This window comes from Gordonia sp. NPDC127522 (assembly GCF_042672305.1).
Classification (GTDB): Bacteria; Actinomycetota; Actinomycetes; order Mycobacteriales; family Mycobacteriaceae; genus Gordonia; species Gordonia hongkongensis.
Genome location: NZ_JBHXVK010000010.1, coordinates 19,608 through 33,844 on the forward strand (window position 1 = coordinate 19,608; position 14,237 = coordinate 33,844).

Annotated in this window: 14 protein-coding genes and 1 pseudogene; 5 read left to right on the forward strand and 10 right to left on the reverse strand. The window is 69.3% G+C overall.

Annotated features, from left to right (window positions below):
- Positions 1 to 171 precede the first annotated feature (171 nt).
- Entirely contained in the window at positions 172 to 1,458 is a 1,287-nt protein-coding gene (locus tag ACFVHY_RS16125) for an adenylosuccinate synthase (RefSeq protein WP_065629574.1), read from the reverse strand.
- 81 nt (positions 1,459 to 1,539) lie between these two features.
- Between ACFVHY_RS16125 and ACFVHY_RS16130 the strand changes: the two genes are divergently transcribed.
- Positions 1,540 to 2,196: a hypothetical protein gene (locus ACFVHY_RS16130; protein WP_390273609.1), complete on the forward strand. Its 657-nt coding sequence runs from the start codon at positions 1,540 to 1,542 to the stop codon at positions 2,194 to 2,196.
- Positions 2,197 to 2,204: 8 nt separating this feature from the next.
- Here ACFVHY_RS16130 and ACFVHY_RS16135 read toward each other — a convergent pair.
- The 5 genes and pseudogenes from ACFVHY_RS16135 to ACFVHY_RS16155 all read right to left on the reverse strand — a co-directional run bounded on the left by ACFVHY_RS16135 (position 2,205) and on the right by ACFVHY_RS16155 (position 6,525).
- Positions 2,205 to 2,962: pseudogene (locus ACFVHY_RS16135) on the reverse strand (MFS transporter).
- Between the two features lie 115 nt (positions 2,963 to 3,077).
- A complete protein-coding gene (locus ACFVHY_RS16140; protein WP_390273612.1) occupies positions 3,078 to 3,896 on the reverse strand; it encodes a polysaccharide deacetylase family protein in 819 nt (272 codons plus the stop codon).
- Positions 3,897 to 3,945: 49 nt separating this feature from the next.
- Positions 3,946 to 4,857: a cation diffusion facilitator family transporter gene (locus tag ACFVHY_RS16145; protein ID WP_390273614.1), complete on the reverse strand. Its 912-nt coding sequence runs from the start codon at positions 4,855 to 4,857 to the stop codon at positions 3,946 to 3,948.
- Between the two features lie 48 nt (positions 4,858 to 4,905).
- Positions 4,906 to 6,030: an aromatic acid exporter family protein gene (locus ACFVHY_RS16150; RefSeq protein WP_390273617.1), complete on the reverse strand. Its 1,125-nt coding sequence runs from the start codon at positions 6,028 to 6,030 to the stop codon at positions 4,906 to 4,908.
- A 42-nt stretch (positions 6,031 to 6,072) separates the two neighbouring features.
- Positions 6,073 to 6,525, reverse strand: a complete 453-nt coding sequence (locus tag ACFVHY_RS16155) for a DUF3151 domain-containing protein (RefSeq protein WP_065629570.1) — start codon at positions 6,523 to 6,525, stop codon at positions 6,073 to 6,075.
- Positions 6,526 to 6,904: 379 nt separating this feature from the next.
- On the opposite strand from ACFVHY_RS16155, the gene ACFVHY_RS16160 reads away from it, so the two are divergent.
- From ACFVHY_RS16160 to ACFVHY_RS16170, 3 genes are all read left to right on the forward strand, one after another.
- A complete protein-coding gene (locus ACFVHY_RS16160) occupies positions 6,905 to 8,665 on the forward strand; it encodes a hypothetical protein (protein WP_390273619.1) in 1,761 nt (586 codons plus the stop codon).
- On the forward strand, positions 8,662 to 8,955 hold the full coding sequence (locus ACFVHY_RS16165; protein ID WP_390273622.1) for a hypothetical protein: 294 nt from the start codon (positions 8,662 to 8,664) through the stop codon (positions 8,953 to 8,955). Before ACFVHY_RS16160 ends, ACFVHY_RS16165 begins: the two co-directional genes overlap by 4 nt.
- Before the next feature lie 145 nt (positions 8,956 to 9,100).
- Positions 9,101 to 9,829, forward strand: a complete 729-nt coding sequence (locus ACFVHY_RS16170; protein ID WP_390273625.1) for a hemerythrin domain-containing protein — start codon at positions 9,101 to 9,103, stop codon at positions 9,827 to 9,829.
- Positions 9,830 to 9,904: 75 nt separating this feature from the next.
- On the opposite strand, the gene fbaA is transcribed toward ACFVHY_RS16170, so the two are convergent.
- Positions 9,905 to 10,942: a class II fructose-bisphosphate aldolase gene (gene fbaA, locus ACFVHY_RS16175; RefSeq protein WP_065629627.1), complete on the reverse strand. Its 1,038-nt coding sequence runs from the start codon at positions 10,940 to 10,942 to the stop codon at positions 9,905 to 9,907.
- 227 nt (positions 10,943 to 11,169) lie between these two features.
- Here fbaA and ACFVHY_RS16180 point away from each other — a divergent pair, with 227 nt between their 5' ends.
- Positions 11,170 to 11,904, forward strand: a complete 735-nt coding sequence (locus ACFVHY_RS16180) for a VTT domain-containing protein (protein ID WP_068971817.1) — start codon at positions 11,170 to 11,172, stop codon at positions 11,902 to 11,904.
- A gap of 80 nt (positions 11,905 to 11,984) precedes the next feature.
- Here ACFVHY_RS16180 and ACFVHY_RS16185 read toward each other — a convergent pair whose 3' ends face one another.
- Genes ACFVHY_RS16185 through ACFVHY_RS16195 form a run of 3 tightly spaced genes read right to left on the reverse strand, consistent with a single transcriptional unit; the run spans position 11,985 to position 14,207 of the window.
- Positions 11,985 to 12,686 (reverse strand): TrmH family RNA methyltransferase, encoded by a 702-nt coding sequence (locus tag ACFVHY_RS16185; protein ID WP_390273628.1) that lies wholly within the window; start codon positions 12,684 to 12,686, stop codon positions 11,985 to 11,987.
- Positions 12,679 to 13,257, reverse strand: coding sequence for an orotate phosphoribosyltransferase (gene pyrE / locus ACFVHY_RS16190; RefSeq protein WP_390273630.1), 579 nt, complete (start codon positions 13,255 to 13,257; stop codon positions 12,679 to 12,681). The genes ACFVHY_RS16185 and pyrE overlap by 8 nt, the downstream gene beginning before the upstream one ends.
- A gap of 38 nt (positions 13,258 to 13,295) precedes the next feature.
- On the reverse strand, positions 13,296 to 14,207 hold the full coding sequence (locus ACFVHY_RS16195; RefSeq protein WP_390273633.1) for a hypothetical protein: 912 nt from the start codon (positions 14,205 to 14,207) through the stop codon (positions 13,296 to 13,298).
- Between the last annotated feature and the right edge of the window lie 30 nt (positions 14,208 to 14,237).

The window sequence follows — 14,237 nt, forward strand, 5'->3', positions numbered from 1 at the left end:
TGAGGTGTGAGGAGCGATAGCGACGAGCCACGAAGGGCCTGGTGAGACACGTTGCGAGCCCTTCGTGGCTCGCTTCGCTCGCACCTCAGGGAGCATGAAATCAGACGCTCACGGGTGTTCTTTCGTAGACCTCGACGGCCGCCAAGCCGCCGAAACCCCAGGAGCGAAGGGTCAGACGATCTCGCGCCGCACGATCGTCTGGTCCCGTCCCGGACCCACGCCCACGCACGAGATGTGCGCACCCGAGAGCTCCTCGAGCCGCAGGATGTAGTTCTGCGCGTTCTGGGGCAGTTCGTCGAAGGTCTTGCACTGGGAGATGTCCTCCCACCAGCCGGGCATCTCCTCGTAGATCGGCTTCGCGTGGTGGAAGCCGGTCTGGGTCATCGGCATCTCCTCGACGCGCTCACCGTCGACCTCATAGGCCACGCAGATCGGCACGGTGTCGAGGCTGGAGAGGACGTCGAGCTTGGTGAGGAAGTAGTCGGTGATGCCGTTGACGCGGGTCGCGTAGCGGGCGATCACGGCGTCGAACCAGCCGCAGCGACGGGCGCGACCGGTGGTGACACCCACCTCGCCGCCGGTCTTGGCGAGGTAGGCGCCCCACTCGTCGAAGAGTTCGGTGGGGAACGGCCCAGAGCCCACGCGCGTGGTGTAGGCCTTCAAGATGCCCAGGACGGTGGTGATCTTGTTGGGTCCGATGCCGGCGCCGACCGCGGCGCCGCCGGCGGTCGGATTCGACGACGTCACATACGGATAGGTGCCGTGGTCGACATCGAGCAGGGTGCCCTGGGAGCCCTCGAGCAGCACCGTCTCGCCGTTCTCCAGGGCCTGGTTGAGCAGCAGCCGGGTGTCGGCGATGCGGTGCTTGAATCCTTCGGCCTGCCCGAGGACCTCGTCGACGACCTGCGCCGGGTCGAGGGCCTTTCGGTTGTAGATCTTGACCAGGATCTGGTTCTTCAGCTCGAGCGCCGCCTCGACCTTCTGGGTGAGGATCTTCTCGTCGAGGACGTCGGCGACGCGCACGCCGACGCGGGCGATCTTGTCCTGGTAGCAGGGGCCGATTCCGCGACCCGTGGTCCCGATCTTCTTGTTGCCCAGGAAGCGCTCGGTGACCTTGTCGATCGCGACGTGGTACGGCATGAGCAGATGCGCGTCGGCGGAGATCAGCAGGCCGGAGGTGTCGACGTCGCGGTCCTCGAGGCCGCCGAGCTCGGTGAGCAGCACGCCGGGGTCGACGACCACGCCGTTGCCGATGACGTTCTGCACGCCGGGCGTCAGGATGCCGGACGGGATGAGGTGCAGCGCGAAGGATTCCCCGGTGGGGAGTACGACGGTGTGCCCGGCGTTGTTGCCACCCTGGTAGCGGACAACCCAGTTGATCCGGCCTCCGAGGAGGTCGGTCGCTTTGCCTTTGCCCTCGTCACCCCACTGGGCTCCGATAAGCACGATCGCGGCCATGTCCGGTACTCCTTTGTGTGGCGCGCTTGGGACCAAACCTGACCAACACTACTGGGTCGGCGCGCTCGATACGCTATCCGCGTGCCGTTTGCCCTTCTGAGCCAGACCAGCCGCGCCGACGACAAGAAGGCCGTCCGCGCCGCGGTCGCCGACGCCCTCGCCGATCCCGACGTCACCCGACTCGTCGTCGAGCCGCGTGTCGCGGAGCGCTTCGCACCGACCGTGGCGCACGAGAACGACATCTTCCTGTCCCAGGTGCTGGCCGCACTGATGGTCACCGAACGACTCGACGTCGAGATCGCATACGTCTCGGCCGAGGCCACGCCCGCGACGCGTCGCTACCGGTTGCCGCACGGGCCGGCCGCGCGCGAGCTCGCCGAACACGGCGCCGCGGTCGCGGTGCCGCTCATCCGCGACGACGCCGCGACCGTCATGGTCGGCAGCGCGCGTCACCTGGGCGCCGAGGGCGCGAAGCTGCACGGTGAGACCTACGTCGACAACGAGCGCCTCTTCGACGGCGAGGTGCGTTCGATCCTCATCGAACCGACCCTGACCGCACCCGGCCTCCGCGCGCAGGTGGAGCGGATGTTGTTGCCGGGCAAGTGGTTCACCGGGCGCGCGTGTCAGACGGGCGGAACCAACGTCGTCGTCGAGCGCGAGGGCGTCGTGAACCCGCGCGTGCTCAAGCGGTCGACGTTCTACCGCCACGTCACCGATCTCCTGCTGGTGCGCCCCTGATCCGGGGCTCAGCCGACCGGCCGCGCCTGGGGGCCCGTCGTGAGGTGGAGATCGTCGCGCCGGATGAGCGTCGTGGCCACGACGCTGATGATCGCGGTCAGCACGAGGTAGCCGGCGGCGAGCCACGGTGACCCGTCGGCCGCCCCGATCAGCGCGGTGAGGATCAGCGGCGGCAGACCCGAGGCATAGATGCCGGAGAACTGGTAGACGACCAACAGTCCGGTGTACCGCACCGGGGTCGGTCCGAGGGCCAGGCCGATCTGCGGGATGCTCCCGAACAGACCGCGCTTGCCGTCCGGGCTGTGCTCGACCGACAGCAGCACCGCACCTGCCCACTCCCCGCCCAGCGCGAAACCCTGCACGATGCGCAGGAGAAGCGGGAGGATCGGGGCGAGCACACCGACCGTCTCGGCGGTGGGCAGCACACCCATCAGGGCGGTCGCGACGCCCATCATCACCATGGTGATCGCGGCGTGCGCTTGCGGCCGATGCGATCGCCGATGTGCCCGAAGACGACTCCGCCGATCGGGCGCACGACGAAGCCCACCGCGAACGTCGCGAAGGACAGCAGGGTGCCGACGAACGAACTCTGGTCGGGGAAGAACAACTGGTTGAACACGAGGCTCGCCGCGGTCGCGTAGAGGAAGAAGTCGTACCACTCGACGGTGGTGCCGAGAAGGCTTGCGGCGACGACGGTCCGGAGCCGTTTGCGACGTTGGACGTCGGTCTCGCCGGCGGGCACGGGTGGAACTGTGGGGGTAGCCATGACCGACACACGGTAACGACGCGGCCACCCGATCCGACGACTACGAATCGGCGTGAACGAAAAGTTGCGGCCCCGTCCGCACCTCGCCGTCGCCACGGGGAGGGACGGTCGGACCTCAGCGGCCCGCGGCGAAGTAATCGTCGAGTGTCACCATGCGCAGCTTGCGATTTCGGATGATCTCGACCAGTTCCGGATACACCTTGGTCACCGGTTCGTGATTGGCGTGGCCGATCACGATGCTCTGCGGACGGAAGTACTTGCGCGCGCAACGGATGAGGTACTTCTCGGTGATCAGGCCGGAGTCGGACAACGAGCCGTACCAGAGGGTCGGCACCGTGTAACCGAGGTCGGCGGCCACCGCGTCGACGCCTGCGTCGTGGTACCCGAACGGCGGGCGATAGTACGGCGTCCCGTCGACACCGAACTGGTTGCTGAGGAACCGTTTGGTCCGCCGCAGTTCGTCGGCCACCCCGCGCGAGGACAGCTCGGTGAGCGCGGGATGACTCCACGTGTGGTTGCCCAGCTGGATCTGGCCGGACTCGACGAGCGGCCGCAGGGTGCTGCGGTGGTCGGTCCAGCCGTCGAACGAGCCGGTGACGAAGAAGGTGAACCGGGCGCCGGTGTCCTGGGCGAACTTCACATAGGCGCCGATCACTTCCGAGCTCGCGCCGTCGTCGATCGTGAGCGCGAGACACCGGCCGGGACCGGGCAGTGCGGTGATGGCCCCGTCGGGCAGCGGTCGGCGGGTTCCGACCGCCGGCGGCAACAGTCCCGACGACGGGACGGGCGTCGTACCGGTCGGCCGCGGGCTGGACGGCTCGGCCGGGTCGATTTCGGCCGCCGGGACCGGCGTCGCGCAGCCCACGAGGGCGCTCGAGGTCAGAGCCCCCACGGTGCCGGCGGCGAGCACCGCGAGAAAATCGCGTCGTTCCATTCGCCGCAATGTAGGGCATAACCGACATTCACGGCGCCGCGACGCACGGTCACCAGGTCATCTCGTCACGACAACGTCGCCGGTGGTCGTCGGGGTCGATCTGCACCGTCGCATGTTCGAGGCCGTGGCGGGCCAGGACGGCCTGTGCCGCCGGCAACACCTCGCCGTTGGGCCGGCTGCTGCCGAGATGCACGGTGGCGACGTCCATCCCGGTCGTGAGGGTCCAGACATGAAGGTCGTGCACGTCGTCGACGACGGGGATGTCGGCCAGATCGGCCCGCAGGGCCTCGACGTCGATGTGGGCCGGCGCCTGCTGATTGAGGATGCGCAGCGCGTCGAGCGCGAGGCGCACCGCCCGCGGGACCACCCACAGCGCGATCAGCACCGCGACGACGATGTCGGCGTAACCCCACCCGGTCGTCATCGCGACGACACCGGCGATCAGCACGCCGACGCTGCCGACGGCGTCGGCCAGCACCTCCAGGTAGGCGCCGCGAACCGCGATCGACTCCTTGGCGTCCGCCCGCAACAGCAGCATGACCCCGAGATTCACCAGCAGACCGATCAGGGCCACCACGATCAGGGTGAGGCCCGGGACCTGCGGGTCGCTACCGATACGCTCGACCGCCTCGTAGAGCACGAAGACCGCGACGCCCATCAGCAGGACGGCGTTGGCCACGGCGGTGAACACCTCGGCGCGATGCCATCCGAAACTACGGGTGTCGGTGATCCGCCCGTGCCGGCCGAGCAACAGCGCGATCAGACCCATGACGAGTGCGACGACATCGGTCAGCATGTGCCCGGCGTCGGCGATCAGCGCGAGCGAGTTCACCAGGATGCCGGTCACGAGCTCGACGACGAAGTAGCCGCCGATCAGCCCGACCGCCAGCACCATCGGCCAGAGCCGACGCTGTCCCGCAGCCGCGGCGGGAGCGTGCAAGTGCGAATGTGAGTGCCCCATGATGCCGGTCAATATATGCAGAACTTCGCATATGTGGCAACAGCCGGGTCAGCTCCGCAGGGTCGCCAGCGCGGAGGATCGGCGGAGCCCCGCGGTCATCAGCAGGTCGACGAGCAACGACCGGATCTCGGCCAGCAGGGCGGCCTCCGACAGTTCGCTGTTGGTCACCAGATCGGCACGCGCCTTGCGCACGATGCTGCGGATCACCCGCGCGGCATCGGCCTGATCGGGTTCTTCACCGGGGTCGGCCATCATCATCGCGCGTAACACCTCGAACGCCCCGGCGAGATCGTCGATGATCTCGATCAGCTCCGGCTGCACCGCGACACCCCGCTGGGTGAGGCCGAGGGAACGCCGGGCGATGATCCGGAAGTTGCGGACCGCGTTGTCGATGGGGTCGGCCGTTGCCGAGATCCGGTCCAGCCGCATCCTCGATCCCCAGTACAGGGGCGAGATGCGGGTGACCTCGCGGCCGCCGGTCATGTCCGATCGCATCTTGTTGATCTCGGCCTGCGTCCCGCGACCTGCTTCGAGGGCGGCGGCGATCAGCTCCTCGTCGCGTTCGCGGAGTCCGGTGGCCAGCCGGCGAGCGGCATCGCGAACCGTCGCCAGGACACCCGCCGCGTCGCGTCGCGCCCGGCTGGCCGGGTTCACCGGCAGCAACGCACCCACGAGGATGCCCACCAGCCCGCCGATGAGGGCGTCGATCGCGCGATGGAAACCCGCCACCCCACCGGGCGGGAGGAGCGTCGCGACCAGCGCGGCCGACGAGGCGGCCTGCATGGGGACGAGCGGACCGTCGTCGAGGAAGACCGCCACCGTCATCGCCAGCGCGACGACGACCATGATCTGCCAGGCGCCTTCGCCGACGAGACTGATGAAGAGGTCGCCGACGAGGATGCCGATCGCGACGCCGCCCACGAGTTCGGCGGCCCGGCGCCAGCGCTGTCCCAGGGAGAGGCCGAGCGAGATCACCGCGGCGATCGGCGCGAAGAACGGATCGGGATGATCGAAGATCTTCACCGCGATCCACCACGATGCCCCCGCCGCGAGCGCGCACTGGACGATCGGGACCAGCGACACGCGCAGCCGGCGTAGGCGGCTCTTCAGCGGCGCGGGCATCGCGTTGAACACCCGGCGCGGGTACGACGGGTTCGCGGCACTCGGAGCCATCAGGCGGACGTCATCCGCAGGTGACCGATCGACTCGGTGCGATCACACGAGGCCGAGTTCGGCGGCCGCGCGCGGGTCGCTGTCGTTGAGCAGGTCGAGGCAGCGCAGGTGCTCGTCCTCCTCGCCGATCAATTCGGCGGCCCGGGCCAATGCCCCGACGCAGCGCAGGAAGCCGCGGTTGGGTTCGTGACTCCACGGCACCGGCCCGAACCCCTTCCAACCGTGGCGTCGGAGCTGGTCGAGGCCGCGGTGGTAACCGGTCCGGGCGTAGGCATAGGCCGCGATGACCGCGGCGGTGTCGATGTCGTCGCCGGCGGAGGCCGTCTTCGACGACTCGAGAGCCGCCTCGGCCAGGTAGGCCCAGGCGATCGAGGCGGTCGGGTGTGCGGCTGCGACCGCGGCCGGCGCGGCGCCGTTGAGCAGGTCCGATTCGGCGTCGTCGTCCCCGGTGAGCAGAACGGGTTGCGGGCCGAGTAGATCTCCGAAAGACGTCATGTCCTCTATTCAAGCACCGCCTGCGGACTCCGACGCCGTTCGCTCGCGGCGGCCGGCGGCCATTCGATCAAATGCCCTAGTGCTGGACCGCCGGGCCGTTCGCTAGGGTGAATGGCGCAATCGGTCCTGCTGCCCGCCGCTGAACGGCGACGCCGGGCGGCCGGGCCGTAGTCGTGCACGGGCGAGATGCGGGGTGATTCAGTCGATGGCGCGATCCGACAGGCCGAGAGCCGCTGTCACCAAGGCACTGTCGACGCTCAAGCAGGTGCGGGACGAGCGCCGGGCTCGTCAGACGGACACGCGGCCGACCCCCGATACTGTTCCGACCGGCACCGACGCCGCTCCACCCAGCACCAGCAGAGAGGGTCACGAGCCACCCGTGGACGATCCCACCGAGAACGAGACCGCCGACGACACGGCCGCCCCGACCGAGGCGACCCCAGCGGAGTCCACGACAGACGCGTCCACGTCCGAGGAGACCACGACGCGCAAGGCAGCGACCGACAGGGACGCGACGGACAAGGACGCGAAGCAGCCCGCGGCACCCACCCCGAGAGGTGGGCGTGGGATCGACGGCGCCACCCAGATCATCAACCGCGACAACCTCCCGTCCGCCGAGGACCTCGAGGACCTGGACGACATCGACCCGCTCAGCGACGTGCCCGACGCCGCGGAGACCGACGAGACCGAGCCCGCCGAGGCTGCCACGCCGGCACCGGCCCGGCTCGGCCCGAGCGACTCCGCGACCACCGTCATCCGTCGCTCGGACCTCCCGGACGCCGCCGAGCTCGAGGACCTCGACGACATCGACCCGACGGCCCCTCAACCCGAGGCAGCATCCGCCGGAGACGAGAGCGCCGACTCCACGACCGAGGACTCCGATGCCGAGGCCCCGTCCACCGAGTCCGGGTCCGCGCCCGAATCCGAGTCGGACCAGGACACCGGTGCGGCCGCCGAACCAGCGCTCGCCGCGGACGACGACACGAACCCGTCCACGGGCACCGCGGTCAGCGCCGGCGTGGCCGCGGCGGGCGCTGCGGCCGTGGCAGCCGGCACGACTCGTGACTCCGACGACGAGGCCCAGGCCGAACCCGAGTCCGTGGATACCGACGCAGAGGCGGACGTAACACCAGACGAGGTGCAGGCAGAGGCAGCCCAGGACCCCGGCGTCGACTCGGATGCCGACGACGAACCGGTCGAAGCCGAGGCCGAGGCGGGCGAGACAGAGGACGCCGAGGTCGGCCCGGATTCGGCCGAGCCGGTCGCGGAACAGCCTGCCCAGGACGAGACGCCCGCGGACGCGGCGACAGCAGACGGCTCGACAGCAGACGACGCGCCAGTGACGGAGGTCGACTCGCCGACCGAGACCGACGCTCCCATCGATGTAGACTCCGACGCCGACTCCCCCACCGAGGCGATCGCCGTCCCGACCGGCGAGAACACCGACACCACCGAGCCGGACAACGCCGACACCGACACCGCGGACGACGAGGACGACTCCGGTTCGGACGCGGCGACGGCCGTCATCCCGGCGGCAGCAGCCGCATCGGCCGCCGCCACGGCCCGGAACGAGCCCGACGCGCCGGCCGACGACGACGCGCGGACGACCCCGGAGCCGGCCGTGGCCGCGTCGACCGCCGGATGGACGACCACCGACCGCGAACCCCAGGTCATCCCGGGCAGCGGCCCCAAGGCACCGCGGAAGAAGCGCGGCAAGGGTCTGCTGATCGCCGCGGCAGCGACCGTGGTGGCCATCGTGGCCGTCGTCGGCGGTATCTTCGCCTACAGCAGCCTGCAGGCACCGGCGCCCGCCGACGAAGCCGCGACCGTGGCCATGGACTACACCACCGCGCTCTACGAGGGCGACCTCGGGACCCTGCGATCGGTCACCTGCGGTGAACTCAATGCGTTCTACACCGACTTCGACGACGCCGCCTATCAGCGGACCTACGAAGCGCAGCGGGCCCGCAACGAGCTCGTACAGACGCAGTCGATCAACGCGGTCCGGGTCGTCGAGGGCGGCGATCAGGCCGTCGTCGAAGTCGTCGCGGTGCACACCAACGCCCCGGACCAGCCCGAAACCGTCACGCTGAACCTGCAGCGAGACGGCGACAACTGGAAGGTGTGCAACCCCACGTGACGAGCGGACACCGGCCGGGCCCACCGCCGGCCGGGCCGGGTGGTCGCTCCGCGCCGGGCTACTACACCCCGCCCTCCCGTCCGGAGCCATTCGCCGCATCGACGCCACGGCCGCGTCCCGCTGCGGACAACCGTCTCGGGGAGAACCGGGTACCGAGCACCCGGATCCGGCCCTATGCGGTCGAACCGCCGCGGCGATCGCGGTCGCGTGTCGACCCGGCCGTCGTGATCGCGGCGCTCGTGATGATCGCTCTCGCGGCTGCGGTCGTCGTCGGACTCGCCCTCACCTGAGCCGTCCACCGAAGCCGTCCGATACACGGTTTCGCCCGTCGGCGGCCGGGTAACCGGGCGGCGACCACGAGTGTCGAGAACCACGGCATGGCGGCCGTTTCCGCCGGATCTTCGTGGTTGCAGTCCCGACGTCCGGAGTGACGACATGCCTTCATCACTGGCCGATCAGACCGAGCAGGAATTGGGCGGTATCAAGAGCGTGCTCTGCCGCCAGAAGCGGGACCACGTCGAACTCGACCGGCTCATCGGCGAAGCCGAGAAGTCGAGCGGTCCGACGCGCGAGGCCGTGCTGAACGATCTGACCCGCCTGGTCTTCCCACACGCTTTCGCCGAGGAGGCCGTGTTGTGGCCCGTCATCCGACGCCGACTACCGGACGGCGAGCAGCTGACGCTCGAGGTCGAGGAGGAACATCAGGCGATCAACGAGCTGTTCACGTCCCTGGAGAAGGTTGACGTCGACAGCGCCGAGCATCGCGAGCTGTTCACCGAGATCGTCCGGTTGCTCCGCGAGGACGTCCGGGACGAGGAGGACGTGCTCCTCCCCCGGCTGCAGGAGGTCAGCACCATGGCCGAACTGATCCGGTGGGGCACCTACTGGCAGGCGGTGCGGTCGACCGCGCCGACCCGTCCGCATCCCGTGGTGGCGCGTCGGCCACCGGGCAACGTGCTCGCCGCAGCGCCGCTCACCGTGCTGGACCGCATTCGCGACCGGCTCGACGCGCTGGCGCGCGGCAGCCGAAGGGGAGCACGGCCGGCTCGATCGGCGAGCGCCGCGGTCGCAGCGGTCGCCGGGGCCGTCGAACACCTTCCGCCGCTGACGAGGGGCGAGCGTCGGGCCACCCGGACACCGCGGACCGGCAGTGGCCGCCGCTGATCACCGGACCGTCGAGTGCCGAGAACAGTTCTGCCCGCACCCTTTTCAGGGTGCGGGCAGAATGCTGTGCGTCCGTCAGGCGGTCAGGGACTTGCCGTTGGACTTGAGGTCGTTGCACGCCTCGACGACGCGCTCGCTCATGCTGGTCTCGGCCTTCTTGGACCAGCTACGCGGGTCGTAGACCTTCTTGTTGCCGACGTCGCCGTCGACCTTCAGCACACCGTCGTAGTTGCTGAACATGTGGCCGGCGACCGGGCGGCTGTAGGCGTACTGGGTGTCGGTGTCCACGTTCATCTTCACGACGCCGTAGCTCAGGGCCTCGTCGATCTCGCTCTTCAGCGAGCCCGAACCGCCGTGGAACACGAAGTCGAAGGGCTTGGCGGCGTCGCCGAGGCCGAGCTTCTTGGCGGCGACTTCCTGGCCGGTGTTGAGGACGTCGGGACGGAGCTTGACGTTGCCCGGCTTGTAGACGCCGTGCACGTTGCCGAAGGTCGCCGCGAGCAGGTAGCGGTTGCCGGAGTCGCTGGCACCGAGCGCCTCGATGGTCTTCTCGAAGTCCTCGGGGGTGGTGAACAGCTTGTCGTTGATCTCGTTCTCGACGCCGTCTTCCTCGCCGCCGACCACGCCGATCTCGATCTCCAGGATGATGTTGGCCGCGCCCGCCTTGGCCAGCAGTTCCTTGGCGATCTCCAGGTTCTCGTCGAGCGGTACGGCGCTGCCGTCCCACATGTGCGACTGGAACAGCGGGTTGCGACCGGCGTCGACGCGCTCCTGCGAGATCTGCAGCAGCGGCCGGACGTAGGTGTCGAGCTTGTCCTTGGGGCAGTGATCGGTGTGCAGACCGATCAGGACGTCGTACTTGGCCGCAACGACGTGCGCGAACTCGGCGAGCGCGACCGCTCCGGTCACCATGTCCTTGACACCCTGACCGGACCCGAACTCGGCGCCACCGGTCGAGAACTGGATGATCCCGTCACTGCCGGCATCGGCGAAACCCTTGATCGCGGCGTTGATCGTCGACGACGAGGTGCAGTTGATCGCGGGGAATGCGTAACCGCCCTTCTTCGCCTTGTCGAACATCTCGGCGTACTGCTCCGGGGTTGCAATGGGCATCGACGAATCCTCCAGGGTGTTGATGTGCTCTGGTGTTCGGGTTCTCTCGCCGTCGACTGATGTTTCGGTGGCGAGCAGCCGGACTTCCCGCGGCCGGACTTCTCCCAGTATGGCAGGTGCCACATCGCCCGGCGCGGGCACCATTCGTGCCCGGACCTGCTGGAAAACCCCGGTGGCGGACCCGTGAGATTCTGTCCTCGACGGACGCGCAGGTACTCTGGCTCCCCGTGATCGACTCCGCGCTTGCCACCACGACCACCAACCTGGCGCTGCTACCGGGATTCCTGGATCCGGTGAACCTGCTGAATTCGTTCGGCACGTGGATGCTGGCCGGTCTGCTGCTGGTCGTGTTCATCGAGTCGGGTCTGCTCTTCCCGCTGCTCCCCGGCGACTCGCTGCTCTTCACCGCGGGCCTCATCGTCGCGGCGAAGTCGGCGGAGATCGAGCCCTTCGCCCCGCTGTGGGTGCTGCTCGTCCTGATCCCCATCGCGGCGTTCCTGGGCGACCAGGTCGGCTACTGGATCGGTAAGAAGGCGGGCTATTCGCTGTTCCGGCCGGACGCGAAGATCCTCAAACAGGTCTACATCGAGGAAGCGCACGAGTTCTTCGAGAAGCACGGCCCGGTGACGATCATCCTCGCGCGTTTCGTCCCGATCGTGCGCACCTATGCACCGCTCGTCGCCGGCGCCGCGAAGATGCGGTACCCGATCTTCCTCACGTACAACATCGTCGGCGCGATCGCCTGGGGTGCGGGTGTCACCCTACTCGGCTACTTCCTGGGCCAGATCGAGTTCATCCGCGACAACATCGACTACATCTTCCTGTTCATCGTCTTCATCTCGGTGCTGCCGATCATCTCCGAGATCGTCAAGCGCATTCTGCGCTCGCGGAAGAAGGTCGTCGAGGAGGAGCCCCTGCCGGCTTCCGACGAGGCCAACAACTCCGCCCCTCCCGCTGGTTGAGCCCCGTCACCACGCCTACCCCCGCTGGTTGAGCCGGCCCCGAGCGAAGCGAGGCGCCGAGTCGACGCCACTCGCGCCCGTCACCACGCGTCGTCGAGCGCCGCGTGCTGACGGACCCACGCGTGCATGGCGATCCCGGCCGCGACGCCCGCGTTGATACTGCGCGTCGAACCGAATTGCGCAATCGACACGGTGAGGTCGGCCTCGCGCTGCGCGTCGTCACTGACCCCCGGACCCTCCTGCCCGAAGACCAGCACGCAGTCGCGCGGTAGATCCGCCGTCTCGAGCGGCAGGGCTCCCGGCGTGTTGTCGACCGCCACCACGGTCAGTCCCGCGTCACGTGCCCAGTCGATGAGTTCTGCCACCGTCTCGTGGTGCATCAGGTGTTGATAGCGGTCGGTCACCATCGCGCCGCGACGATTCCACCGACGTCGTCCGACGATGTGGACGGCGGCCACCGCGAAGGCGTTGGCGGTGCGCACCACGGTGCCGATGTTGGCGTCGTGGGCGAAGTTCTCGATGGCGACGTGCAGCGGATGCCGGCGGGCATCGATGTCGGCGACGATCGCCTCGCGCGACCAGTACCGGTAGGCGTCGACGACGTTGCGGGTGTCGCCGTGGGCGAGCAACTCGGCATCGAGGCGCGGGTCGGCGGGCGCGGGTTCACCGGGATGTTCGACGGCCCAGGGCCCGACTCCCACGGCCGGCCCGGTCTGCCATTCGGTGGGACCGGGTACCGCGCCGGGGTCGTCGGCGGAACCCGCCGGGCCGGCCTCAGGCAAGCCCGAGGTCGCCGAGATCGAGGAGCGAGCGGTACGGCACGCCGAGACCGGTGATGACCGCGTCCGCGCCGGTTGCGCGGTCGACGACGGTGGCCACCCCGACGACGTTGCCGCCGATACCGCGGACGGCTTCGACAGCCGTGGACGGTGAGGCGCCGGTCGTGCTGGTGTCCTCGACGACGAGCACGTCGCGACCGACGACGTCGGGTCCCTCGATCTGGCGTTGCATGCCGTGTGCCTTGGCGGCCTTGCGGACGACGAAGGCGTCCATCGGCCGCCCGTCGGCGTGCATGATCGACGTCGCCACCGGGTCCGCGCCGAGGGTGAGGCCGCCCACGGCGACGTAGTCCCAGTCCGCGGTCAGTTCCCGCATCAGCCGGCCGATGAGGCGGGACGCCTCGTGGTGCAGCGTCGCGCGGCGCAGGTCGACGTAGTAGTCGGCCTCCTTGCCCGACGACAGCGTCACCTTGCCGTGGACCACTGCGAGGTCGCGGACGAGTTCGGCGAGCCGCGCCTTCGCGGTCGGGTCGACCTGCGGGGTCTCGGCGGGAACCGGGGCGGACGAGGACATGCGGCTTCCCTCTCGGTCGAACATGGAGCGTCAGGCGATCAGTTGCGGTGCCGGTTGGGCCGCTCGCCGGTGTCGCGGCGGGGTGCGTCGTCGGAGGTCCCGGCGGACCCGCGGACGGGCATCGGCGACATCCGGCGTCCACCGGTGGACGGGGCCGGGGGCTTGCGCGCCGTCGCCGGGCTCTCGGGATCTGCGGACGCGCCGGTCTGGGACGCCGCTGCCGTGGAGGTGCCGGCGGCCTGCCGACGGCGCTTGTCGCGGAGGGACTCGGTCTTCTCGTCGGCGAGCTCGGCCCGCGTGGGTCCGTGCGGGTCGCGCGGATCGGGCGAATCCTCCGGCTCTCGCATCGGCGGCAGCACCCGGAGCAGATCGGCGAACCGGCGGACGACCTCCAGCCCGGTGTTCAGCTTCGCCGGGTCGTTGGTCACCGGCATCGAGCCGAGCGCCCAGTTGCCCTCGTTCCACAGGACCTCGACGAACGCGGGCGCCTTGTTGGCGAGGGCGACCATGCGGCGGTCGCAGACCCGGCGGGCGACGTCGAGGTTGTTGGAGAACATGACCCGCGGGCCCATCGCACCCAGCAGTTCCACGTCTTCCTCGGCGGGCGCGAGGACGTCTTCGTGCCGGAGGTCGACGACGACGTGCGAGGGCGAGGAGCGTCGGACGGCGATCACGGTCGCGGTCTCGGCCAGGTCGAAGACCACGGCCTCCACCCCGGCGTAGTGGCCGTAGGCGACGTCCTGGACCGGTATGTGGTCGCCGACGTTCATGGTGGCGCGCCGAAAGACCTTGCGCAGCTTGGTGTCCGACTCGCGGAACTTGAACTCGTGCTCATCGCCCCAGACCGCACGCTGGTGCCGTGCGACGCTCGACCGCTGGCGGTCGAGCCACAACAGGACACCCGCACCCAGTAGGGCCACGGCGGCGATCAGGAAATAGACGGTGGTCATCGCGCTACAGCCTACTATCGGCGGGCCCGC